The organism is Methylophilus rhizosphaerae, assembly GCF_900100975.1.
Taxonomy (GTDB): Bacteria; Pseudomonadota; Gammaproteobacteria; order Burkholderiales; family Methylophilaceae; genus Methylophilus; species Methylophilus rhizosphaerae.
The window spans coordinates 354,106-376,548 of sequence record NZ_FNFX01000002.1; the positions used below are offsets into that span (position 1 = coordinate 354,106).

Annotated in this window: 16 protein-coding genes; 5 read left to right on the forward strand and 11 right to left on the reverse strand. The window is 52.8% G+C overall.

Going from position 1 to position 22,443, the window contains the following annotated elements:
* Position 1: 1 nt before the first annotated feature.
* The 3 genes from BLP53_RS05450 (at position 2) to BLP53_RS05460 (ending at position 4,315) form a co-directional block, all read left to right on the forward strand.
* On the forward strand, positions 2 to 916 hold the full coding sequence (locus BLP53_RS05450; RefSeq protein WP_091471139.1) for a family 2A encapsulin nanocompartment shell protein: 915 nt from the start codon (positions 2 to 4) through the stop codon (positions 914 to 916).
* Positions 903 to 2,798, forward strand: a complete 1,896-nt coding sequence (locus BLP53_RS05455) for a family 2A encapsulin nanocompartment cargo protein cysteine desulfurase (protein ID WP_091471140.1) — start codon at positions 903 to 905, stop codon at positions 2,796 to 2,798. Before BLP53_RS05450 ends, BLP53_RS05455 begins: the two co-directional genes overlap by 14 nt.
* Positions 2,799 to 2,971: 173 nt before the next feature.
* Positions 2,972 to 4,315 (forward strand): TAXI family TRAP transporter solute-binding subunit, encoded by a 1,344-nt coding sequence (locus BLP53_RS05460; RefSeq protein WP_091471141.1) that lies wholly within the window; start codon positions 2,972 to 2,974, stop codon positions 4,313 to 4,315.
* Between the two features lie 55 nt (positions 4,316 to 4,370).
* Here the strand turns inward: BLP53_RS05460 and BLP53_RS05465 are convergent, their stop codons facing one another.
* The 11 genes from BLP53_RS05465 to BLP53_RS05515 all read right to left on the reverse strand — a co-directional run bounded on the left by BLP53_RS05465 (position 4,371) and on the right by BLP53_RS05515 (position 17,495).
* Entirely contained in the window at positions 4,371 to 6,041 is a 1,671-nt protein-coding gene (locus tag BLP53_RS05465) for a putative bifunctional diguanylate cyclase/phosphodiesterase (RefSeq protein ID WP_091471142.1), read from the reverse strand.
* Between the two features lie 185 nt (positions 6,042 to 6,226).
* On the reverse strand, positions 6,227 to 6,505 hold the full coding sequence (locus tag BLP53_RS05470; RefSeq protein ID WP_091471143.1) for a DUF2325 domain-containing protein: 279 nt from the start codon (positions 6,503 to 6,505) through the stop codon (positions 6,227 to 6,229).
* Positions 6,506 to 6,573: 68 nt separating this feature from the next.
* Positions 6,574 to 7,581: a sulfate ABC transporter substrate-binding protein gene (locus BLP53_RS05475; protein ID WP_091471144.1), complete on the reverse strand. Its 1,008-nt coding sequence runs from the start codon at positions 7,579 to 7,581 to the stop codon at positions 6,574 to 6,576.
* Between the two features lie 12 nt (positions 7,582 to 7,593).
* Positions 7,594 to 9,294: an alginate export family protein gene (locus tag BLP53_RS05480; RefSeq protein ID WP_091471145.1), complete on the reverse strand. Its 1,701-nt coding sequence runs from the start codon at positions 9,292 to 9,294 to the stop codon at positions 7,594 to 7,596.
* Positions 9,295 to 9,358: 64 nt separating this feature from the next.
* Entirely contained in the window at positions 9,359 to 9,553 is a 195-nt protein-coding gene (locus tag BLP53_RS05485; protein WP_091471146.1) for a YezD family protein, read from the reverse strand.
* A 250-nt stretch (positions 9,554 to 9,803) separates the two neighbouring features.
* The gene (locus tag BLP53_RS05490) at positions 9,804 to 11,198 is read right to left on the reverse strand and encodes a putative porin (protein WP_091471147.1); all 1,395 of its coding nucleotides are present in this window, start codon (positions 11,196 to 11,198) and stop codon (positions 9,804 to 9,806) included.
* 177 nt (positions 11,199 to 11,375) lie between these two features.
* The gene (lysS, locus tag BLP53_RS05495; RefSeq protein ID WP_091471148.1) at positions 11,376 to 12,920 is read right to left on the reverse strand and encodes a lysine--tRNA ligase; all 1,545 of its coding nucleotides are present in this window, start codon (positions 12,918 to 12,920) and stop codon (positions 11,376 to 11,378) included.
* A 74-nt stretch (positions 12,921 to 12,994) separates the two neighbouring features.
* A complete protein-coding gene (locus BLP53_RS05500) occupies positions 12,995 to 14,125 on the reverse strand; it encodes a sensor histidine kinase (protein WP_091471149.1) in 1,131 nt (376 codons plus the stop codon).
* 16 nt (positions 14,126 to 14,141) lie between these two features.
* Complete coding sequence (locus BLP53_RS05505; RefSeq protein WP_091471150.1) at positions 14,142 to 14,822, reverse strand: response regulator transcription factor; 681 nt, start codon at positions 14,820 to 14,822, stop codon at positions 14,142 to 14,144.
* Positions 14,823 to 14,990: 168 nt separating this feature from the next.
* Entirely contained in the window at positions 14,991 to 15,566 is a 576-nt protein-coding gene (locus BLP53_RS05510; RefSeq protein ID WP_091471151.1) for a hypothetical protein, read from the reverse strand.
* 27 nt (positions 15,567 to 15,593) lie between these two features.
* The gene (locus BLP53_RS05515) at positions 15,594 to 17,495 is read right to left on the reverse strand and encodes an ATP-binding cassette domain-containing protein (protein WP_091471152.1); all 1,902 of its coding nucleotides are present in this window, start codon (positions 17,493 to 17,495) and stop codon (positions 15,594 to 15,596) included.
* A gap of 191 nt (positions 17,496 to 17,686) precedes the next feature.
* On the opposite strand from BLP53_RS05515, the gene BLP53_RS05520 reads away from it, so the two are divergent.
* Positions 17,687 to 21,535, forward strand: coding sequence for a YhdP family protein (locus BLP53_RS05520; RefSeq protein ID WP_091471153.1), 3,849 nt, complete (start codon positions 17,687 to 17,689; stop codon positions 21,533 to 21,535).
* 35 nt (positions 21,536 to 21,570) lie between these two features.
* On the forward strand, positions 21,571 to 22,428 hold the full coding sequence (locus BLP53_RS05525; RefSeq protein ID WP_091471154.1) for a carbon-nitrogen hydrolase family protein: 858 nt from the start codon (positions 21,571 to 21,573) through the stop codon (positions 22,426 to 22,428).
* Positions 22,429 to 22,443 lie beyond the last annotated feature (15 nt).

The following is a 22,443-nucleotide window of genomic DNA, read 5'->3' on the forward strand; positions in this document are numbered from 1 at the left end:
AATGTCAGAACAACCCTCACAAACCGCATTAGGCGACGTCGCCGCCCGCACGCTTGCCAATGCCACCAAATCGGTACCCATGCTCAGTACCATCAGCCCGCGCTGGCTGGTGCATTTATTGAACTGGGTCCCGGTAGAAGCCGGTATTTACCGCGTCAATAAAGCCAAGGACCCGAATGCGATTGCGGTGGACTGCTCGAACAAGGACGAAAAAGAGCTGCCAGCGACATTTGTGGATTACGAAGAATGGGGCCGTGAATATGTACTGAATGCGGTGAATACCGTGGTCGATGTCCATACCCGGGTGTCTGACCTGTACAGCAGCCCGCATAACCAGATCAAGGAACAGTTGCGCCTGACCATTGAAGTGGTGAAAGAGCGCCAGGAAAGCGAACTGATCAACAACAAGGAATACGGTTTGCTCAACAATGTGGCCAAATCACAAACCGTGAAAACGCGTAACGGCTATCCGACACCGGATGACCTGGATGAATTGCTGAGTAAAGTCTGGAAAGAGCCTGCTTTCTTCCTGGCGCACCCCAAAGCTATCGCCGCCTTTGGCCGTGAGTGCACCCGCCGTGGCGTGCCACCCCCAACGGTTTCCCTGTTTGGTTCGCAATTTATCACCTGGCGCGGTATCCCGCTGATTCCAAGTGATAAATTGCCTATCGTCAACGGCAAATCCAAAATCCTGCTGCTGCGCGTAGGCGAAAGCAAGCAAGGCGTGATTGGCCTGTATCAACCTAACCTGCCTGGCCAACAGACCATGGGCCTGTCCGTACGTTTTATGGGTATCAACCATAAAGCGATTGCATCCTACCTGGTGTCACTGTATTGCTCACTGGCCGTACTGACCGAAGATGCGATTGCCGTACTGGAAGATGTCGGAGTTGACCATTACTATGACTACAAGTAACCCTATCGATTTGACGGCATTTGAACCTGAGGCCATTCTGGCCTCATTGCCGGGCGAGCATCCCAAGATGACGGCGGCACTGGGCGTAGGTCGCGAACTGGAAAATACGGGCGTGCTGGACACCGCCACCCTGACGCAACTGATCAATGACCTGTATGCCGAAGGTTTTCCGGCAACCGCGCCGTTTGCAGCGGCAGACTTTGCACAATCACTGGCCAGTAGCCATACACCGCAGCCATCTGTACCGGCTACAGACTCGCTGACCACCAAACTGGGCCATGCAGGCATTGGTACAGGTGGCCTCGCGTCACCGAGCTATGCCCAGACGCAGGCACAGCCAGTCACGCAAGAAGTCCAGGCGCAGCAATTAACTTATGCGCCAGGCATCGAAGCCTTGGGTAGCGATCCGCTGCATAACCATCCGGCACACCTGAATGTATTGCAACCGGATGCTGCTTACCTGGCGCCCTCTGCATTTGCAGGCCTGGGCATAGAGATTCCTTACCAGCAGGAGCTGGATCGCTGGCTGGGTACAAGGCAGCCTGCATCCTCAGCAGAACCAACGCAACTGGTCAACAAGTCGCCTGCAGTCGGCACACAATCGTTTTACTTTTTGCAAGCCGAGCCTGCATTCAACGGCAGCCTGTCCGATTCAGCACACCCTGCTTTTGATGTGCATGCCGTACGCAAAGATTTCCCTATCCTGAGCGAGCGTGTCAACGGGCGCCAATTAGTGTGGTTTGATAACGCCGCGACTACGCACAAACCGCAAATAGTAATAGACCGTATCAGCTACTTCTACCAGCACGAAAACTCCAATATTCACCGTGCCGCGCATGCACTGGCCGCACGCGCTACCGATGCGTATGAAGATGCGCGTGAAACCGTACGCCGCTTTATCAATGCGCCCTCGGTAAATAACGTGATTTTTGTGCGTGGCACGACCGAAGCGATTAACCTGGTGGCTAAAACCTGGGGCAAAAAACACCTGGGGGCCGGTGACGAAATCGTGATCTCCCACCTGGAGCACCATGCCAATATCGTGCCCTGGCAGCAACTGTGCCAGGAAACGGGCGCGGTGCTGAAAGTGATTCCGGTCGATGACAGCGGCCAGATTTTGCTGGAGGAATACCAGAAACTACTCACGGCAAAAACCAGGCTGGTGTCATTTACGCAAGTCTCGAATGCTTTAGGCACGGTGACCCCGGCGCAGGAAATGATTGCCATGGCACACCGGGTTGGCGCCAAGGTATTGCTGGACGGCGCACAGTCTGTCTCGCACCTGCGTACCGATGTACAAACGCTGGATGCAGATTTCTTTGTGTTTTCCGGCCATAAAATATTCGGCCCCACCGGTATTGGTGCGCTGTACGGCAAAGCAGATCTGTTGCAGGATATGCCGGCCTGGCAAGGCGGCGGTAATATGATCCAGGATGTGACGTTTGAAAAAACAGTCTATCATCCGGCACCAGCCAGGTTTGAAGCCGGTACCGGCAATATTGCGGATGCCGTCGGTTTAGGTGCCGCACTGAAGTATGTGGAACGCCTGGGCATTGAGAACATCGCAGCTTATGAGCACGCCCTGCTCGAATATGCCACCGCAGCCATGTGCCAGATCCCCGGCTTGCGCCTGATAGGGACGGCCAGGCATAAGGCCAGCGTTTTGTCGTTTGCACTGAAAGGGTATCAAAGCGAAGAAGTAGGGGCGGCACTCAATGAAGAAGGGATTGCAGTACGTTCCGGCCATCATTGCGCACAACCGATTTTGCGCCGGTTTGGCGTGGAAACAACGGTGCGCCCTTCCCTGGCGTTTTATAACACCACGGAAGAAATTGACCGCATGTTGGCCATCCTGCAACGCCTCGCATCTACTCGTGCCTGAGTACCTTTTGCCTATCCTGCTACCTTGACGCGGGGGTGGCGTGCAGCCATGCCTATGACTGCACGCCTTTTCTGCTGCCGCCTTTTTCCAGTTGTGACATTCTGTCCCAGCCTCTGTAAAATCCCCCTAGCCGCCGCATGGCTACCCTTTTGATTACCAGGTACAGAAAACGCATGAAATTTAACCCGCGCAATAACAAATTTACGGCCATATTCACCAGGGAGATACTGGAAGCCACCCTGCCCTCGGTGCTGCTTATTTGCGTGGCCCTGTTTTTTGCCTATAAATTCATAGACCCGGCGCCACCGCGCAAGATTGTGATTGCCACCGGTAATACAGACGTTATTTACAATGCGTATGCGGCCATATACGGCGTCTACCTGCAAAAAGAAGGCATTACACTGGAAGTACGCCCGACCTCCGGTGACCGGGAAAACCTGAAACTATTGAAAGATCCGGAATCAGATGTGGATATTGCGTTTATCCAGGATGGGGTTGCGCGCAGCCAGGGTGCGGGCTCCCTGTTGTCATTGGGCAGCCTGTATTACCAGCCGGTATGGATTTTCTGTCGCTGCACAACAGAGCCTGTGCATCTATCAGCCCTGAAAGGCAAACGCATAGGCATTGGTTATGCCGGCAATGGTACGCACATGCTGGCAAAGAAACTGCTGACAGAAAGCGGGGTTAATGACGGCAATGCCAGGCTGGTCTCGATTGGGGGTGAGGAAGCCGCCAACGCGTTACGGCAAGGCAAACTGGATGTCGCGCTGTTTGTGGATGTTGCCAATTCCGGCCTTATCCGCGAGATGATTACCGATAAACACTTGCGCTTGCTGAGCCTGGATACCGCAGAAGCTTTCTCGCGCCAATTCCCGTTCATGCATCACCTGGTGCTGCCACAAGGCGGCATGGACCTGGCACGCAATATTCCCAGCCACGACGTGCATCTGGTCGCGCCTACGGCCACACTGGTGGTCAAGGATAGCATGCACCCGGCCCTGGTCTACCTGATGATGAAGGTGATGGCACAAGTACATGCCGGCCCCAGCCTGTTTAACAGCAAGGGAGAGTTCCCGTCCGCCAAGGATACCGACTTCCCGCTCAGTGCGCAGGCTGTCAACTTTTACAAATCGGGCTTGCCGATTATTGATAAATACCTGCCGTTCTGGGCAGCCACATTTGTGAATCGAACCCTGATCGTGATCCTGCCCTTGCTGGCATTATTGATTCCACTGACCAAGATTGTACCTATGATTTATGTCTGGCTGGTCAAACGTAAATTGTTCCGCTACTACGGCGAACTGCGCTACCTGGACGCACAGCTCAAGGAAATCAAAACAGCGGAAGATGAGCGCCAGTACCTGGAGCAACTGAACGAGATCGAATCGAAAGTCGTCAATATCAAACTGCCGGTGACTTTCTCCCAATATGCTTACGAACTGCGGACGCATATTGAACTGGTGCGATCACAATTCGCCCATCATAAACAGACATTATCCCAGACAGCCGGACAGTGAAGATAACGGGGGTTTTGAGACCATCAAAGGCCTGAGCTTTGGATGGTCGGCGTGATTAAGCAGCACTGCTTTTAATGGATAGTGGTTGCTGTTGTTCAGCGACCCAGCGCTGCAAGGCATCGGCTTCCAGCGGTTTGGCGAACAGGAATCCTTGCGCAATATCGCAGCCCAGCTGTTTCAGGAAACTGGCTTGTGCTTCGTTCTCGATGCCTTCCGCAATAATACGGTAATCCAGGCTTTTGCCCAGGCTGACAATCGCCTGGATCACAGCGCCGGCCTTGTTATGCCCCGGCAGTTCCATCACAAATGAACGGTCCACTTTCAGGTAATCGCCGGGTATATCACGCAGGTAAGACAGGCAGGAATAACCGGTGCCAAAATCATCAATGGCCAGTTTGACACCTGCTTCCTTGAGCCTGTGCATCATGCTGGCATTGTGGCCATCATCCTGCACAAACGCACTCTCGGTCAGTTCAATCACCAGGCGATGTGGCGGCAGGCCGGTTTCTTCCAGAACATGCAGGATATCTTCCACCAGTGTGCCTGACTTAAGCTGCAAGGCAGAAACGTTGACAGACACTTCCATCTGCCCAAGGACAGGGTCATCACGCCATTGCGCTGCCTGGGCACAGGCAGTACGCATCACCCATTTTCCCAACGGGACAATCAGGCCGGTTAATTCAGCGACACGGATAAATTTGTCTGGCGAAATAATGCCTTTTTCCGGATGGCGCCAGCGTATCAATGCTTCCACCCCTTTCAGGCGCCCGCTATTAAAGTCTAGCTGCGGCTGATACACCAGGAAAAACTGGTGCTGCTCCAGTGCAGTTTCAACCTGGCTGGCAAAGTCCATATCGGCCGCAGGCAAAACCACTTGCTCGCTGGTTTGCCCTTTACGGTAATAAGTGGCCGTCATCGTATAGATGATGGCCAGAATGGAGATAACGACAACCACAGGCAGTGCGCGCAACATGTTATCGCCAAATTCGACACCGGCCCTGGCCAGCAAAATCGCAAAGAAACTCAGGAACACGATGCTGAAGCGTATCTGCTTGCCATTATCATCCATGATCAGCAAGTAGCTCATGGGTGGGTGCGACGCATGTTTGGCCAGCAAGCTGAATGCACATAACAATCCACTCAACGTAGTCAGCGGCGACATGATGCCGTAAGGCTGCGCCACGCCGCAGAAAAAACCCAACAGGGGAATCAGCGGGATCATCACAGCCACATATAGAATCGCCTGGCTGGTTGCCAGCCAGCCCGAACGCTGGAACAGGTAGGAAGTCGCAATCAGGCAGGCCAGCAGCGCACCGGCCGCATGTTCCAGCACGCGTGAAAAATGATGCGTCTGGCCACTGCTGATCTGCAACAGATGGGCAGTATCATTAAAATCGGCGGCATACGGTGAGAGCTGCACGACAAACAGACTGACTGTGACCAGCGACATGGTCAGCATGGCCAGGTTGGTATGGCCATTTTCCAGTAACAGGTTATAACTCACCAGGATAAAGGTCAGGTAGGTCAGCAACTGTGCCAGCCAGACAGTGTTGTCCACATCCAGCAAATAATGCGGAAAGCCGAGCAAACCGCAGACCATGCCCGCCATCGCCAGGTAATGCGTATTATCCTGTACCTTGCGGACAAGACGATGGCGCATAAACTGGCGCTGGGCGATATGTTCGTTGAGTGGCGCAGCTTGCTCGCCAACCCTGGCTTGACTCATTGATAACCCTTTAAACTCAATCACAGCATCGTTTTATGCATGATACATAAAAGCTGGTCGAGTTATAGCATTTAACCGTACAACCTTGTGTATTTATCGGCTAAAAAAGCGGGTAAATTTAGACCAAATCCACTATACAGATGTAAAAGTGCATGCCAGGCGCGCCCAATAGGCAGGATTATGGATTATGCCGCTTCCAATACCCGCTGCATGCCATCCGAACTGTTACGCGTATACACCACTTTGAGGCCACGTTTGTGGGCCACATGCTTGACCCGGTACATCATGGAATGATTAAGCCAGCCAGTGACCAGGACGATCACATTCACGTTGGCAGGCAGGTCACGCTTGACGTCTCCCGGTTTCCTGCCAGTCCAGTGATCAATTTTATCGATGCCCTGCGCATGCAAGGCCTGCTTAATGCCCTCGATACGATCACCACCAATTACCAATGCTTTTGACATCACAAACTCTCCTGTAAGAGAAAAAGAAAAAAGGCATCGGGTAAATGCCTTTTTTCAGGGTTCACAATTTATTTCTGGTAAATCTCGTCAAATACGCCACCATCGGAGAAGTGGACTTTCTGGGCTTTCTGCCAGCCACCGAACACCTCATCAATGGTAATTAGGTTGATTTTCGGGAACTGCTTTTCATACTTTTTGGCCACAGATTCCAGGGTTGGGCGGTAGTAGTTTTTCGCTGCAATTTCCTGGCCTTCTTCGCTGTACAGGTATTTCAGGTAAGCTTCAGCCACCGCCTGTGTGTTGTGGCGCTTCACGTTCTTGTCCACTACGGTCACTGGCGGTTCCGCCAGGATGGATAATGATGGCACGACAATATCAAACTTGTCCGGCCCCAGTTCCTTCAATGCCAGAAACGCTTCGTTTTCCCAGGCCAGCAACACATCGCCGATACCGCGCTCAACAAAGGTCGTCGTGGATCCACGCGCACCACTGTCCAGCACAGGCACATTCTTGAACAGCTTTTTCAGGTACTCTTTGGCTTTGGCATCATCATTGTTGTTCTGCTTCAGCGCATAGGCATACGCCGCCAGGTAATTCCAGCGCGCACCGCCAGAAGTTTTCGGATTAGGCGTGATCACCGAAGTACCAGGTTTAACCAGGTCGCCCCAGTCCCTGATGTTTTTCGGGTTGCCTTTGCGCACCAGGAACACAATGGTCGAGGTATAAGGCGAGCTGTTATGTGGCAAGCGTTTTTGCCAGTCTGCCGGGAACAATTTACCTTTGCTGCCTACTTCGTCGATATCGTAGGACAAGGCCAGTGTGACCACATCGGCCTGCAAGCCATCAATCACGGCGCGCGCCTGTTTGCCGGAACCGCCATGTGACTGCTTGATGATCACGTTATCACCGGTTTTGGCTTTCCAGTATTTGGCAAAGACTTCGTTGTAATCCTGGTATAACTCGCGCGTCGGGTCGTAAGACACATTCAGCAGACTGACATCTGCCGCTGATGCAGCCACTGGCACGGCAAAAGCCACGGCGGCAATCAGGTTGAATAAAATAGCATTAAATTTCATGTTGTTCCCCGGTTAAAAACCTAACAAAGTCAGTTCGGTGTAAAAGAAATTGGAGGTATCTGAGCGATCAGCCTGGCCTGCGACTTTCCTTGCAGTCGTCTCGACAAAATCGCCACCCCAGAAATGGGCATAACCCAGGTTAAGTGAAGCGTAGTTATTAATCGGGAAGCGAACGCGCAGATCAAATTCCTTACCCAGATCCCTGCCGGCAGCGCCTGTCACATCTGTCAGGTTGTTACCCGCACTCCAGCGATCAGTCGCATCATCCAGGTGATACCAGCTAAAACCAGTGTCCACTTTTACGTTATTCAGGAAGGGTACCTTGGGTTCGAACTCGGCGCGGACTTTTGCAGCATGGATATTGTTCATCTGGATATAGTCGTCACTGGACCACGGACGGCCAAAACCGAACAGGCGATCAAAACCCTGGCTATCCGAGGTATCTGTACCACTCTGAACGTGATCGCCACTGGCAACGCCGTAAGAGCCGCTGAAACGTGGTTTCCATGAGTGATTCTTGAAGGTGTAACCCACTTCTGCGTTATAGGCATAGGCATCGTGATCCACAGTGATATAACGCCCGGTTCCTACCGCACCGATAAAGCGCTGTACATTGCCCCATTGCTTGTTATAGCTGAAATCGTAGTCCCACTGTGTGCCCGGCAATACGCCATACACACGCAAGCCACCTGTCTGGATCTCTCTATCGACCTGGGCCTGTGCTTGTCTTAATGCAGTGTAGACACTGCGGTCGCTGTACGAAGTACCGTTGCCGTCATACTCAACTTTGCGGCCATCCTGCTTCAGGTAGAAGTAGTAAGGTTGCAGCGTGACGTACTCGGACCAGCCGCGCCAGTCGCCGACAATGCCGTAGAAATGCTGGGCGTGATCCACCTGGTCCAGCTGGTTGGCAAAACGCTGTACCGGTTGTACCGCAAATGCTTCCAGTTGCCAGTCATTTTTCTGCTGACCGATATTGGCACGAATCCCCTGGAAGGTATTGGTGGTGTTACGCCATTCATTACGGGCAACCAGACGGCGGTCCAGCTCTTCCCAGGCCAGGCGGCCGCCGCGTATCCAGAACGGACGGCTGTTACCCAGATCATCCTTACCAAAGATACTGTCTTTGTAATGCAACTCCAGATAGGCCTGCAAAAAGTCTGCATGATCAATATCTTTCGGGTCATTGGACAAACGACGGTCAGTGCTGTCGTTGTAGTCACTGTGGTTACGGCGTGAGTCCTGCACTTCAACCGCAAAACGGAACGGGTCCAGGATATTCTTCAACCCGACATACGCCCGTGTACGCAGCAGGATAGGATCATCAATGTTTTCCTGGGCGCGTCGGAAGTCATTCTGGCGGTTTTCGTAACGGGCGCGATACTCCAACCCAAGATCCAGCCAGTCCACATCGGCGAAAGCATCATAATCCTTCAGCCAGGTTTTATTGGCTTGTTTCACATATTTAGGTGGCTCGGTTTCCTTTTGCGTGCCATAGCTGCGGTTCGCAACATAATAGCCACTCGCCGCTTTGGCAGCCGCTTTTTCCTCTGCCTTGATTTCTTCCAGGCGTGCTTTTACTTTCTGCTGCTGTTCTGCATCTTCTGCCTGTGTTCCGGCGGCTGCGGTGACCTCTTCAGCGCCTGCCAGGCCAGTACTAAACCACCACAAACCGGCGGTTGCCAGCGCCAGACTTAATTTTTTTAATTGCATATTATTCTCCCGTGTGTGTATCACTTCCAGCAACCTGGTCAGTGTTGAATAAATTTAATCCCTATTACTTTTTGGCTTTTACCTGCTGATCGAAGCGGACTTTTTCGCGCCGCTCTATCTGCGTCACCCGTCCATCATGAATAGTGATTTCAATGGAACCGTAACCGGTATCGTGTTGCACCGCCGAAATGGCAGCGGCAACCACGGCCAATACTGCGTCATCAGCTTGCGCTTCCGGTTTGTTTAATACTGTAGACATGATGCCCCTCGCTGCAGTGAATGAACGGCATTATTTCAGACTATTAATATTTAAAAAAATAATTATTTATTATTTTTATATATCTATAAATTATATAAAGAGAGGAAAGAAAGGCCCTGCGCGAGGGCAGGATACAATTTGCCTGCGCTGACTGCACAGCAAAATAAAAAGCCCGCATAAGCGGGCTTTTGAGGTGCGGCGAAACCGCGATCGTTATTGCTTTTGGTAACTCTTGCTGGAACTTGCTTACCTAGAATTTGTAAGTCACGTCCATTTGGTACAGATCATACTTATCCAGGTTCAGGTTAACATCGTAATTAGAACCTATCGCAGCCAGGTCGCTGTTCTTGCGTTTGGCATGCCCGGCGGCAAAGTTGATGAATACGTTGTCACGGAACAGGTATTCAGCCTTGAACACGATACCTTTCATGTTGACGCGTGAGTCCATAAAGTCGGAATCAACCGCATTTTGATCCAGTGCATACACACCTACGTCCTGGTACCAGATTCTGGCAGACCAGTCGCCTTTTTGCGGCGCTTTACCCTGTTGCATACCCAGGCCTACACCCAACATCCAGGCTTTGTCATCATTGCCCGCGGCACGCAGGGCAGCTGCATTCGCACCTGCATTTGCCACCGCCGCATCGAAGCGATCATCACCATCCAGGTTTGTGACATAATCACCGAAGACATTCAGCTTCATATTGTTAGCCAGTTTGAACCCCAGTTCGGCTGGGATTTCGATAGTGCGCAGATCGTTGGTTGCAAAAGCATTTGCCCCTACAACTGCGCCCCCTCCAGAAGCAGTACCCAAACCAGGTGTAAATGTGCTGGCACCTGAAGTATGACGGTTCGTGTATTTGGTGAAGGTCAACGCTGCTTTGGCAGAAACAGTGTCGGTGATATCAAACTTTGCACCACCCTGGAAAGCCAGAATGTTATTGGTTGCACGGTCAGCAGTGTTATCACTGAAGTCCTGGCGATCACCACGATATTGCGACTGGACAAAATTACCGAACCAGTTAATGTTACCGGTCTTGAAATCTACTTTTTCAACCAGGCCTTCAAGCGTCAAATCCGCATCCCAGACCATGGCAGTGGTGTATAAAGGGTTTGCCATACGGCCAGCTTCCAGTTTCAGCCAGTCTGTGGCAGACCAGCCTAACATGGCACGCTTGACATACACTGTTTCCTTGGTGTTTTCACCGTTATTGCCGCTACCGAATGTGGCGTTGTCTGAACGACCACGCACACCCATGGACAAGGCGATATCAGAATACCAGTCATTAGCCTCTGTTTTCACACCCAATACCAGCTTATAACGCCCGCGAGTACGTGTTTCATCCACATCAGCAGTATCCTCACCTGAACGACGCTCGTAACGGGCACGCATATCACCGTACACGGTTGCGTTATCAATAAAGCTGGCTACTTTAACTTTGTTTTTGCTTGCTTTTTTATCAGCTTCGACTTCATTGGTACGCCCCTTCGTCAACAACGCACCTTCTTCTTCAGTTAATACGCCTTTGGAAATCAGCGCTTGTACCAGATCAACCGTTGAGTCGGCAACAGCATAAGACGACATGCCAGAGAACAGGCTACCTGCCATTGTAGCGAGTACGATGTGACGCAATTTTGAGTTCATATTTTTTCCCTAATTGAAAATCTATTTATTGGTAGAGCGGGTCGTATTTTGAGCAATCAATATGACAAATTGATGACAGGAATATGTTTTTTGGCAGCGCGGGCAAAGAAATGCCCACCCAGATGGCAGACGTAAAAAAACCACCCGAAGGTGGTTTTTTATGAGGAAAATCATGCGCTATTGTTCGGCTCGCATATGCGGGAACAGGATCACATCACGGATACTGGGGCTATCAGTAATCAGCATTACCAGGCGGTCTATGCCGATACCACAACCGCCGGTTGGCGGCATGCCGTACTCCAGCGCACGGATAAAGTCAGCATCGTAGTACATGGCTTCCTGGTCACCGGCTTCCTTGGCTTTAACCTGTGCCTGGAAACGTGCAGCCTGGTCTTCGGCGTCATTCAGTTCACTGAAACCATTGGCCATTTCACGGCCAGTGATAAACAGCTCGAAACGCTCGGTAATCTCTGGCTGTTTATCCGAAGCACGCGCCAGCGGGGAGACTTCCACCGGGTAATCAATAATATAGGTAGGTTGCCAGAGCTGGCTTTCTGCGGTTTCTTCAAACAGCGATAGCTGCAATGCGCCCAACCCGGCATGATCAAATGCCTTGACGCCGAATTTGAGCAATTCTTTGCGCAGGAAATCTGCATCATTGAGTTGCTCCAGCGTGTACTGCGGCGCATATTTCCGGATGGCGCCGATAATAGTGAGGCGCTCAAACGGTTTGCTTAAATCGACCTCTTTGCCGGCATAGCTGAGAACGGCTGTGCCTTTTGCCGCAATGGCCGCCGCGCGGATACATTGCTCGGTGAAATCCATCAACCATCGATAGTCGGTATAGGCCGCATAGAATTCCATCATGGTGAATTCAGGATTGTGGCGTACGCTCAGGCCTTCGTTACGGAAGTTACGGTTGATTTCAAACACGCGCTCAAAACCACCGACAATCAGGCGCTTTAAATAGAGTTCAGGCGCAATACGCATAAACATCTGCATATCCAGCGCATTGTGGTGCGTGATAAACGGTTTGGCTGAGGCGCCACCCGGAATCGGGTGCAGCATGGGCGTTTCCACTTCCAGGAACTCATGGCTATTCATGAACTGGCGGATCGCCGTCACCACGTTGGAGCGGGCGCGGAACGTCTCGCGGGTTTCTTCAGAAGTAATCAGGTCCACATAGCGCTGGCGATATTTGATTTCCTGGTCTTGCAGGCCATGAAACTTCTCCGGCAACGGGCGCAGGGATTTGGTCAGCAAACGCAGTTCAGTCACATGGACAGACAATTCACCGGTGCGGGTTTTAAACAGGCGGCCACGTGCGCCCAGGATGTCGCCCATATCCCAGTGCTTGAAGCTGTCATACAGGGCTTCGCCAATTTCATCGCGCGCAATATACAGCTGGATGCGGCCGCTGGCATCCTGGATGGTGGCAAAACTGGCTTTCCCCATCACGCGCTTGAGCATCATGCGACCGGCGACCACCACCGGGATTTCCTGCGGATCGAGTGATTCCTTATCGGTTTCCGCGTAAGTGGTTTGCAAGTCGGCTGCCTTGTGCTCGGGCTTGAAATCATTAGGGAACACCGCCGCCTGGTTCACCGCGGCCTGCTCGCGCATCAGGCGCAGCTTTTCACGACGCTCGGCGATCACATGATTTTCGTCCATTGCCGCATCTGTGGCTGCCGAGGAGGATGGATTAGATTGTTCTGCTGTCATAATTGTCCGGCTTTCAGCCTGCGTAATCGTAAAACCGCTTATTTTAACATTGTTGCCGTTGAATACGTAGGCATTCAGCCTGCATAAGCCTTGTGGTCTAATGGCAAGTGGATACGCACCATAAAGCCAAGTGGCGACAGGTTGGCAGCTTTGACAAAACCGCCATGCGCTTCCACGATATGCTTGGTCATGGCCAGGCCTATGCCGTGCCCGTCAATTTGTGACGCACTGTGCCCCCGCATGAATGGCCGGAAAATCTGCTCCAGTTCCTGCTGTTCTACGCCATTCCCCTGATCACGTACTTCGACAATCACCTCCCGCGTGCGCTGGCTGCGCTGCAACTCAACCGCTACAATGCCAAGCACCGGGCCATACTTCACCGCATTACGGATCACATTTTCAATGGCCCGCTGCAGCAATTCCAGTTGGCCGCGAATATATACTGCGTCGTCAGGCATATCAAGCTGGATACGTGCCTCCTGTTTTTCAAATTGCACATCGCTGACTATACCGGCCAGCAGGGCTTTCAGATCCACTTCCGTTTTTTGCAGCTTCTGCATGCCTGATTCCAGCCGGAAGATTTCCAGTAGCTCGGCAATCATTTTTTCCATGCGTACGGCTTCCAGCTCGACCCGTTGCAGCGAACTTTGCATTTTTTTCGGGTTTTGCATCACCAGGCCCACTGCCATCTGGATACGGGCCAGCGGTGAACGTAATTCATGTGATACATGATGCAGCATATTGGACTGGCTCTTCATCATGGTATTCAGGCGCAAGGCCATCAAGTCGAAAGCCTCGCCCAACTCGGCGAACTCATCATGGCTAGCCTTGATTTTCGTGCTGACTTCCGCCAGCAGGTCACCGTCAGCGGCAGCTTTTAAGTGAGCAAGCAATAATTTGACCGGGTAAGCAATAGACCAGGCCAGCACAGCAGCAAATAGCGCACTGGCGATCACGCAAAAGACTAATACTGACGGCGGCAGGCTGGACAGTAGATGAACATGTTTCAATGCATGGGAGAGCGAGACAACTGACGGATACGCCTCAAGGGTGGAAGAAACAGATGCCTGGGTGCTGGCGGCAGGCTGGGAAGCAAGCAGATGCGGCGGCTGCATCTGCCATTGCACCATATTGCCTACCGCAATCGCGATAAAGGCAAGCGCCAGAAACAATGCCGCAAATAACTTCCAGAACAGGCGCGTCATTGTTCTCGCTAATGAATTATTCCCGGACTAACTGATAGCCGACACGGTAAATGGTCTGGATCACATTGACACCACCCGACGCCTCTGAAATTTTCTGGCGGATACTGCTCAGGTGCACATCAATACTGCGGTCATATTTGACCAGGGGCCGGCCCAGCGCCTTGATAGACAGGTCTTCCTTACTCACGATGGTGCCTGCATGCTTGGCCAGGATTTCAACCAGGCTGAACTCGGTGCTGGTAAATACAATGGGCTGATCTCCCCAGAACACTTTCCTGCGTTCGCTGGAAACAATCAGTTGCCCCACCACAATGTCGTTTCCTTGCGGCGCATCATTGTTCTGCCGACGCAAAATGGCACGAATCCTGGCCACCAGTTCCCTGGGCAGGCAGGGCTTCTGCACATAATCATCCGCACCGCCCTCCAGGCCCTCTATACGGCCTTCGTTGTCGTCCTTGGCTGTCAGCATCAGTACCGGGATATCGGAATGCTGGCGGATATTGCGCAAAGTCTGCATCCCGTCCTGGCCCGGCATCATCACGTCCAGGACCACCAGGTCAAACTTACCGGCCAATACATATTGCTCGCCGGTGACCCCGTCATGCGCGGTCGTGACACCAAAGCCTTCCTGCGTCAGAAATTCTTTCAGCATATTGGCCAATTCAACATCGTCGTCAATTAACAACAGCTTGCTCATTTTATCCTCGGTCTGCTTAACAGAAGGCTTTTGTATGGTTTAGCCTTGGAATCTTATCTAACAAATAAATTGGTTAACAAGCGTTAAGCGATAATTTTTACCCAAGTTTGCAAAGTGTATCAGCATTGTTAATTTGTTTTAAATAATTTGCACACATAACGCTCGCATTTAAATGGCACTGAATGCTTCACACAATTGGCTCAACAACTGGCCGAACAACGGCAACACTTCGGCGGCGGTATGCGGGCTTTCATCATCCGTGGCCGCGATCATATAGCTGATGGTGACTTTATCCAGGTTTTCGCGGTATTCCAGCCAGTGTTCGGCATCTGCCTCGGCAATCAACTTGAACTTGTGGAAGCCGGATTCGATAATTTCGGCCAGCACTTCAGGCGCAATCCCATCAAACAGGGTTTTGCCTATGGTGACTTGTGCCTGGCCATAATCCGGCTCATAACCCTCTTGCGTCAATGGCATAAACAGGAAGGCATATACCATCAGGCCAAAGCATTGATACACGCCCAGCATGTCAAAATCGTTCTGCAACTCTTCTGCCGGGTGACGGCCCGCGGCCTGGATTGCCCGGAATGTAATAAAACTGGCGATATAAAAAGCAGCAGCTTCCACATCTACATTGGCAAGCCCAGCTTTAGTCTCTTCTTCGGAGCGCTCTGCAACTGGCGTGGTTTCTACCTGGCACAACTGGTGCAGCAGTTTCAGGCGCTCGATGTACGTTATTTCCATTTTGTATCCTTGAATATTAAAAATATGCTAATCAATTTCGGGCAAGGCTTCCAGTTGTTCCTGCAGTGCCAGCCACTCCGTTTCAATCGTTTCCAGTTGCTGGCGATTAGTCGTTTGCGTCATTAATACCGTTTGCAATGCCGTCTTTTGCTCCGGGTTATAAATTTCGCTCTCGGCCAGCCGGTTTTCCAGCACCTGTTTTTCAGTTTCCAGTTTAGCCAGTTGCGCTTCCAGGTTGGACAAAGCTTTAAGCAATGGCCGCCTTTCCGCGAGCCTGGCTTGTCTTTCCGCTTTTTGCTGATGATAGCTGTTTTGTTTAGCCGCTTGCTCGCGGGCAGGCATTACCGGCGCCGAGGCAAGTTTCAGCAGATACTGTTTGTAATCTTCAAGGTCGCCATCAAACACCTCTGCCCGGCCATCCGCAATCAGCAAAAACTTCTCGCAACAGGTCGCGAGCAAGGTACGGTCATGCGACACCATGACCATGCCGCCTTCATAGGCTTGCAATGCCAGGGATAAGGCATGTCGCATTTCGATATCCAGGTGGTTGGTCGGTTCATCCAGCAGAATCAGGTTAGGCCGCTTCCAGATCAGCAATGCCAGTGCCAGCCTGGACTTTTCACCACCGGAGAACGGACCGCACGGTGTTTTGGCCATTTCGCCGCGGAAATCAAAACTGCCCAGGAAATCCAGCAACTCCTGCTCACGTGCACCGCCATCCAGGCGTTGCAGGTGCTGCAACGGTGAGTCGCTGGCAACCAGTTGCTCCAGCTGGTGCTGGGCGAAATAGCCTATGCGCAAATCCTTGCCTTCGACACGTTCCCCGGCCAGCAGCGTTTCCGACTGCGCCAGGGCTTTAATCAGTGTGGACTTGCCCGCGCCGTTCTTGCCCAGCAAACCGATACGCTCGCCGGGACGGATCGCCAGGTGCGGCAAACGTACCAGTGCCTTATCGCCATAACCCAGGCTGGCCTGGTTCAATACCAGCAAAGGATCCGGCGCAGGGCTGGCATCACGGAAACTGAAACTGAATGGGGAGTCAATGTGCGCAGCGCTGATCCGTTCCATGCGTTCCAGCGCCTTGATCCGGCTTTGTGCCTGCCTCGCCTTTGTCGCCTTGGCCCTGAAGCGGTCGATATACGACTGCAAATGTGCCATCTGTTGCTGCTGCTTTTGGTAACTGACTTGTTGCAACACCAGTTTTTCAGCCCGCTGCCGCTCAAAATCGCTGTAACCGCCACGATATAAATCCAGCTTGTGCTGTTCGATATGCAGAATATGGTTGACGGTGTTATCCAGGAACTCTCTGTCGTGCGAAATCAGTAACAAGGTGCCACGATAAGCGCCCAGCCAGCCTTCCAGCCAGATGACAGCTTCAATATCCAGGTGGTTGGTCGGTTCATCCAGCAGCAATAAATCCGACCGGCACATCAGGGCCCGCGCCAAATTTAGCCGCATGCGCCAGCCACCGGAAAAGTCACTCACCGGTTGCGTCAGTTGCGCCTGCGAAAAACCCAGCCCGGCCAGCAGCGTGCTGGCCCTGGCTTCTGCACTGTAGCCATCGATATCGGCCAGGCGTTGATGCCATTCGGAGACCTGCAAGGGATCATGCGCTTCCCCTGCTTGCGCCCTGGCAAGAGAGGCTTGTAATGTCCGCAATTCCTCATCCCCGTCCAGGGTGTAATCCAGTGCAGATTGCGCCAGTGCAGGCGTTTCCTGCGCCACATGCGCGATCACCCAATAGGCAGGAACCAGTAATTCACCGGCATCGGCGACCAGTTCACCCCGCAGCAATGCAAACAGGCTGGACTTGCCTGCCCCGTTGGCGCCTGTCAGACCCACCCGATGACCGGGATGCAACTGGAAACTGGCCGCTTCGACCAGGGGTTTACCCGCCCTTGAAAACGTCAGTTGCTTAAACTGAATCACTGTCGACCACTTTCACTTAATCTTGGCTTTCGCTGGACCTGAATGGTGCAAATTCGGCATTTTAAACGATTCACCCCCATCAAGCCGAATAATTCTGCCCCGTATCATGCCATCCACTGGGGCTGGGCCACGGTTTTCGAGTAGAATAGGTAACTGAACAACCCCCTGCACTCAAGGCCGTTTGCCTCACTATGCCGCTGCAAAAAATCAAACGCTGGTTACTGTCTCTTTTCATTGTCATGCTTGTGGTCCTGGCGGCCATCATCGGTGTCATTCAGTTTTATGTCTTCCCGCATATCGATGACTATAAAGACCGTATTGCACAAGCACTCAGCCAGTCCATGCAACAAGAGGTGACAATTGCGAAAATTGCGATCCGCTGGAGTGGTTTTGCCCCGCAAGTCACCCTGGGCAACGTCACGGTCTTTGATACCCAGCACCGCCCGGCACTTGAACTGTCCAAGGTGAGGACACGCCTGTCCTGGAGCAGCGTGGCTCTGCTGTCCCCTACCCTGGTCAGCCTGAATATAGGTTCGCCCAACCTGGTGATCCGCCGCACACCTAGCGGTGAAATCTTTCTGGCAGGCATTTCCATGTCCGGCCAGGGCAATCCGGCCTTTGCCAACTGGTTACTGGCCCAACGCCGCATCAGCGTTTCGCACGCCACTGTCACGTGGGTGGATGAGCAACGCGCAGCACCGCCCCTGCTGCTGAAAGACCTTAATATCGAAATCCATACGCCCATCTGGCAACGGCTGCTTGACCGCCACAGTATCCATATCGACAGCCTGGTCTCTGCGGGCACCACACAGCGCATCACACTGGAATCCGTGGTTGTCGGTGACAATGTGGCCACCCCTGAGAAATGGCATGGTGAAGTGTCCTTGCGCCTGCCCCAAACGGACTTGTCTGCCTGGAACCCCTGGGTAGACCTGCCGGCCAGGATCCATGCCGGCCAGGGCAACCTGACAGCAACCCTCAATTTTGAAGCCATGCAAATCCAGCGACTGGCTGCGCAGATTAACCTGAAATCCGTGTCCGCCAGCCCGCTGCATGCTGCGGACACTTTCCTGGCGAACGCAGTCAGCGGCGAATTGCGCTGGCAGCGTGTAGAGCAACGCTACATGATGTCCCTGAAACACTTTTCTGCCGATATCCACCCTGGCCTGACCCTTGAGGAAGCAAATGGGGAATTGCAATGGGATGCCCAAGGCCACGAAGGACTGCTGACGGCGAAGAAACTCACGCTGGAGCAAGGGGAATTATTCGCCAAATGGCTGGCTGCGGACTCACAGATTGCACAGTCACTGGAGCATATCGCGCCTGCAGGCATCGCCAGCCAGATTAAAGCGCGCTGGCTCTATCACAAGGACAAATGGCAGGACTATGCGCTGGAAACCAACCTGAATGCCATTCATACCCAAGCTTATGAGCAATTACCAGGCCTGAAAAACTGGTCAGGCCACCTTTCGGTACGGCCCAATGCCGGCAGCCTGGAACTGGATACGCAGAATGCCAGCATAGAGTTAGCTGGTATCTTGCGTTGGCCGGTGCCGATTGATCGCCTGCAGGGCAGCATTGAGTGGGATAATAATGGTCAAAAAACCTTGATCAGCACCCGTAACCTGCAACTGTCCAATCCGCACCTGGCTGCCCGTACCAGCCTGGAATACCAGCTGGGTGCAGAAGGCGGCGATACCATACAGCTGCAAAGCCAGATTGAGCGCGGCGATGCTAAACATGCCCCTTTTTACTACCCGATCATCCTGGGTGAATCCACGCTGCACTGGCTGGACACCTCCATCCTTTCCGGCCAGGTCAAGCACGGTGAGGTGGTCATCAAAGGGCATGTGAAAGACTTTCCATTCGTGAACGCTGCCCATCAGCCTGATGCTTCCCTCGGCATCTTCAGGGTCACGGCGCAGGCAGATAACGTCAGCCTCGAATACGGCACCGACTGGCCGGTGATTGACAATATCAGCGCCCTGCTGAAGTTTGAAGGCAAGCGCATGGATATCATGGTCAAGAACGGCAGCACTGTTGGCCAGCATGTCACACAGGCACAAGTGGACATTCCGCAACTGGATGCTGACTGGCCCATGCTGAATGTGAAAGCCACGGCAACCGGCAGTGTTGAGCAAGGCGTGAAGTTTGTGAATACCAGCCCGGTACGCCAGGTCACCATGGGTATTACGGATTACCTGAAGGCGAGTGGCAATGCCGAGTTGAAACTGGCGCTGCAGATTCCACTGGAAAACGTCGATGCCAGCCAGTTCCAGGGCGATTATGCGATCAAGAACGGGCACATTAATGCCAATCCGCAGATTTCATTACCGGAAATGAACAATATCAACGGGCATTTGAAATTCACGGAAAAAGGCATCCAGGCCCAGAATGTGCAGCTGGCCCTGTTTGATAACCCGGCAGCATTAAACCTGTCTTCCAGAAGCGATAAATCCGTCGTCATCCAGGGCAGTGGCCGCATTACGGATACCGCCCTCAGGAAGCTGGATAACAACCTGCTGACAAAAGCCTTGCGCGGTACCACAGACTGGAAAAGCAATCTCCTGATTCCGCCTTCAGGCAAACTGCGGCTGGATATCCGCTCCCAACTGATAGGGATGGCGATTGACTTGCCTGAACCCCTGAAAAAAGCCGTGGAAACACCCGCCACCCTGAACATACACCTGCGCCAGGAAGACGGCCAGCCTGACAAAATCGCCATTCATTATAACGATTGGCTGCATGGCAACTTTCTACGGAATGCCAGCGACACCATATCGCCCGTCAGCGCCGGTGAAATTTCCATCAACACTCCCCCCCGTGCGCCTACCGGTGACGGTATCAATTTGCGGGCAGACTTCCAGACGCTGAATGTGGATGAATGGCTGGCCTACCTCAATGCTCCTGCAGATGCTGACAGTCACGGTGCTGCTACCAGCCTGGCATTGAAGAATATCGAACTCAATGCTGGCACCTTACATATTTTTGACCGCAACCTGCACCAGATCAAACTGAATGTCATGCCTAGCCAGGAACATTTGAAACTGTCCATCCAGAGTCAGGAAATGGCCGGCGACGTGGACTGGCTGTCAGGCAAGCCCAGCAAGCTGGTTGCCAGGCTCAATTATTTGCGTATCCCCCGCAATGCAGAACCAGATAATACGCCAGCGCCATCTGGTGAAATACGCCGCCTGAGCATGTCTTATCCTGAAGTAGAAGTGACCGCACAGGATTTCCAGTTTGGCGACAAGCAATTGGGCAGCCTGGATCTCAAGGCCTATAACAGTGGCGAGAACTGGATCATTCAGAAAATGAATATCAGCAATCCTGATAGCCAGCTATCTGCTGACGGAACCTGGCGCAACTCTGTCCGTAGCCCGCAGACCACACTCAACTTCAAGCTGGCTTCCAGCAACCTGGGCAAAACCCTGCAGCGCTTCCAGCCTAGTGGCGAAATGCTCAGGGGCGGTACGGGCAACCTGACAGGCCAGATTGACTGGCCGGGCAGCCCGCACGAATTTGCAGTCGAACGGCTGGATGGCAGTTTCACTATGCAGCTGGAAAAAGGGCAGATTCTCAAAGTACAGCCAGGCGTAGGCCGCCTGTTGGGGCTGCTGAGCCTGCAAAGCCTGCCTCGCCGGCTCACCCTGGACTTCCGCGATTTGTTCAGCCAGGGATTCGCTTTCGATAAAATCATCTCCAGCGCCAATATCCGTGATGGCATCCTGCACAGTGATGATTTCTTTATGACAGGCCCCGCTGCGGAAGCCAGCATCAAAGGAGAAACCAATTTGAAAACCGAAACCCAGCGCCTGAAAGTCAGGGTGGTGCCCCATGTCAGTGATTCTGTTTCGCTGGCAGCCCTGGCGGCCGGACCGATTGCCGGTGTGGCGGCTTTTGTCGCCCAGAAGCTGTTGAAAGACCCCTTGAACAAGATCAGCGCCAGTGACTACCTGATTACCGGCACCTGGGACAATCCACAAGAAGCAGCACTGGATAAAGCAGCACCGGCTGAGCCACAAAAAACCATTCATTAACATCAACATAACTTTTTACCAGCGGGAAACATGCCATGGCAGACAGTAAAACAAAAAAACTGAAATCAACAAGCAAAGAGGATATCGTCAAGGTAGCCGCCATCCAGATGGCGTCCAGCCCCAATGTGTCAGCCAACCTGGTGGAAGCCAATCGCCTGATTGAAATGGCGGTACAGGCCGGGGCCAAACTGGTGGTACTCCCTGAATATTTTTGCATCATGGGACTCAAGGACAAGGATAAAGTCGCCATTCGCGAGAAACCGAATGCCGGCCCGATTCAGCAGTTCCTGAGTAAAACAGCCAAGGCGTTCAAACTATGGATCATTGCCGGCTCTGTGCCCATGGAAAGCCCGCAGGCCGGCAAAATACATAACAGCTGCCTGGTGTACAACGATAAAGGCGAGCAAGTCGCCCGTTATGACAAAATCCACCTGTTCGGCCTGGATATGGGCACTGAACACTACCATGAAGAAAATACCATCGCAGCGGGAGACCAGATAGTCGCGATTGATACGCCGTTTGGCCGTATCGGTTTGTCCATTTGTTACGACTTGCGCTTTCCCGAACTGTACCGCGCCCTGGGTGAGGTGGATATGATCGTTGTCCCGGCAGCCTTTACCGAAACCACCGGTAAAGCACACTGGGAAACCCTGGTGCGTGCCCGCGCGATTGAAAACCTCTGCTACGTGGTCGCCTCGGCCCAGGGCGGCTACCACCTGTCTGGCCGCGAAACCCATGGCAACAGCATGATTGTAGACCCCTGGGGCGTGGTGCTGGACCGGTTGCCACGTGGCTCGGGGATTGTAATTGCCAACATCAACCGCAACTATATCAAGAACCTGCGCCAGAGCCTGCCGGCCCTGAAGCACAAAACCATTAAGGTGATTTCATGAAAATGCGGAGGGCTG

Coding starts and splice junctions, on each gene's coding strand:
- BLP53_RS05450 (WP_091471139.1), top strand. CDS start 2: ATGTCAGAACAACCCTCACAAACCGCATTAGGCGACGTCGCCGCCCGC.
- BLP53_RS05455 (WP_091471140.1), top strand. CDS start 903: ATGACTACAAGTAACCCTATCGATTTGACGGCATTTGAACCTGAGGCC.
- BLP53_RS05460 (WP_091471141.1), top strand. CDS start 2,972: ATGAAATTTAACCCGCGCAATAACAAATTTACGGCCATATTCACCAGG.
- BLP53_RS05465 (WP_091471142.1), bottom strand. CDS start 6,041: ATGAGTCAAGCCAGGGTTGGCGAGCAAGCTGCGCCACTCAACGAACAT.
- BLP53_RS05470 (WP_091471143.1), bottom strand. CDS start 6,505: ATGTCAAAAGCATTGGTAATTGGTGGTGATCGTATCGAGGGCATTAAG.
- BLP53_RS05475 (WP_091471144.1), bottom strand. CDS start 7,581: ATGAAATTTAATGCTATTTTATTCAACCTGATTGCCGCCGTGGCTTTT.
- BLP53_RS05480 (WP_091471145.1), bottom strand. CDS start 9,294: ATGCAATTAAAAAAATTAAGTCTGGCGCTGGCAACCGCCGGTTTGTGG.
- BLP53_RS05485 (WP_091471146.1), bottom strand. CDS start 9,553: ATGTCTACAGTATTAAACAAACCGGAAGCGCAAGCTGATGACGCAGTA.
- BLP53_RS05490 (WP_091471147.1), bottom strand. CDS start 11,198: ATGAACTCAAAATTGCGTCACATCGTACTCGCTACAATGGCAGGTAGC.
- lysS (WP_091471148.1), bottom strand. CDS start 12,920: ATGACAGCAGAACAATCTAATCCATCCTCCTCGGCAGCCACAGATGCG.
- BLP53_RS05500 (WP_091471149.1), bottom strand. CDS start 14,125: ATGACGCGCCTGTTCTGGAAGTTATTTGCGGCATTGTTTCTGGCGCTT.
- BLP53_RS05505 (WP_091471150.1), bottom strand. CDS start 14,822: ATGAGCAAGCTGTTGTTAATTGACGACGATGTTGAATTGGCCAATATG.
- BLP53_RS05510 (WP_091471151.1), bottom strand. CDS start 15,566: ATGGAAATAACGTACATCGAGCGCCTGAAACTGCTGCACCAGTTGTGC.
- BLP53_RS05520 (WP_091471153.1), top strand. CDS start 17,687: ATGCCGCTGCAAAAAATCAAACGCTGGTTACTGTCTCTTTTCATTGTC.
- BLP53_RS05525 (WP_091471154.1), top strand. CDS start 21,571: ATGGCAGACAGTAAAACAAAAAAACTGAAATCAACAAGCAAAGAGGAT.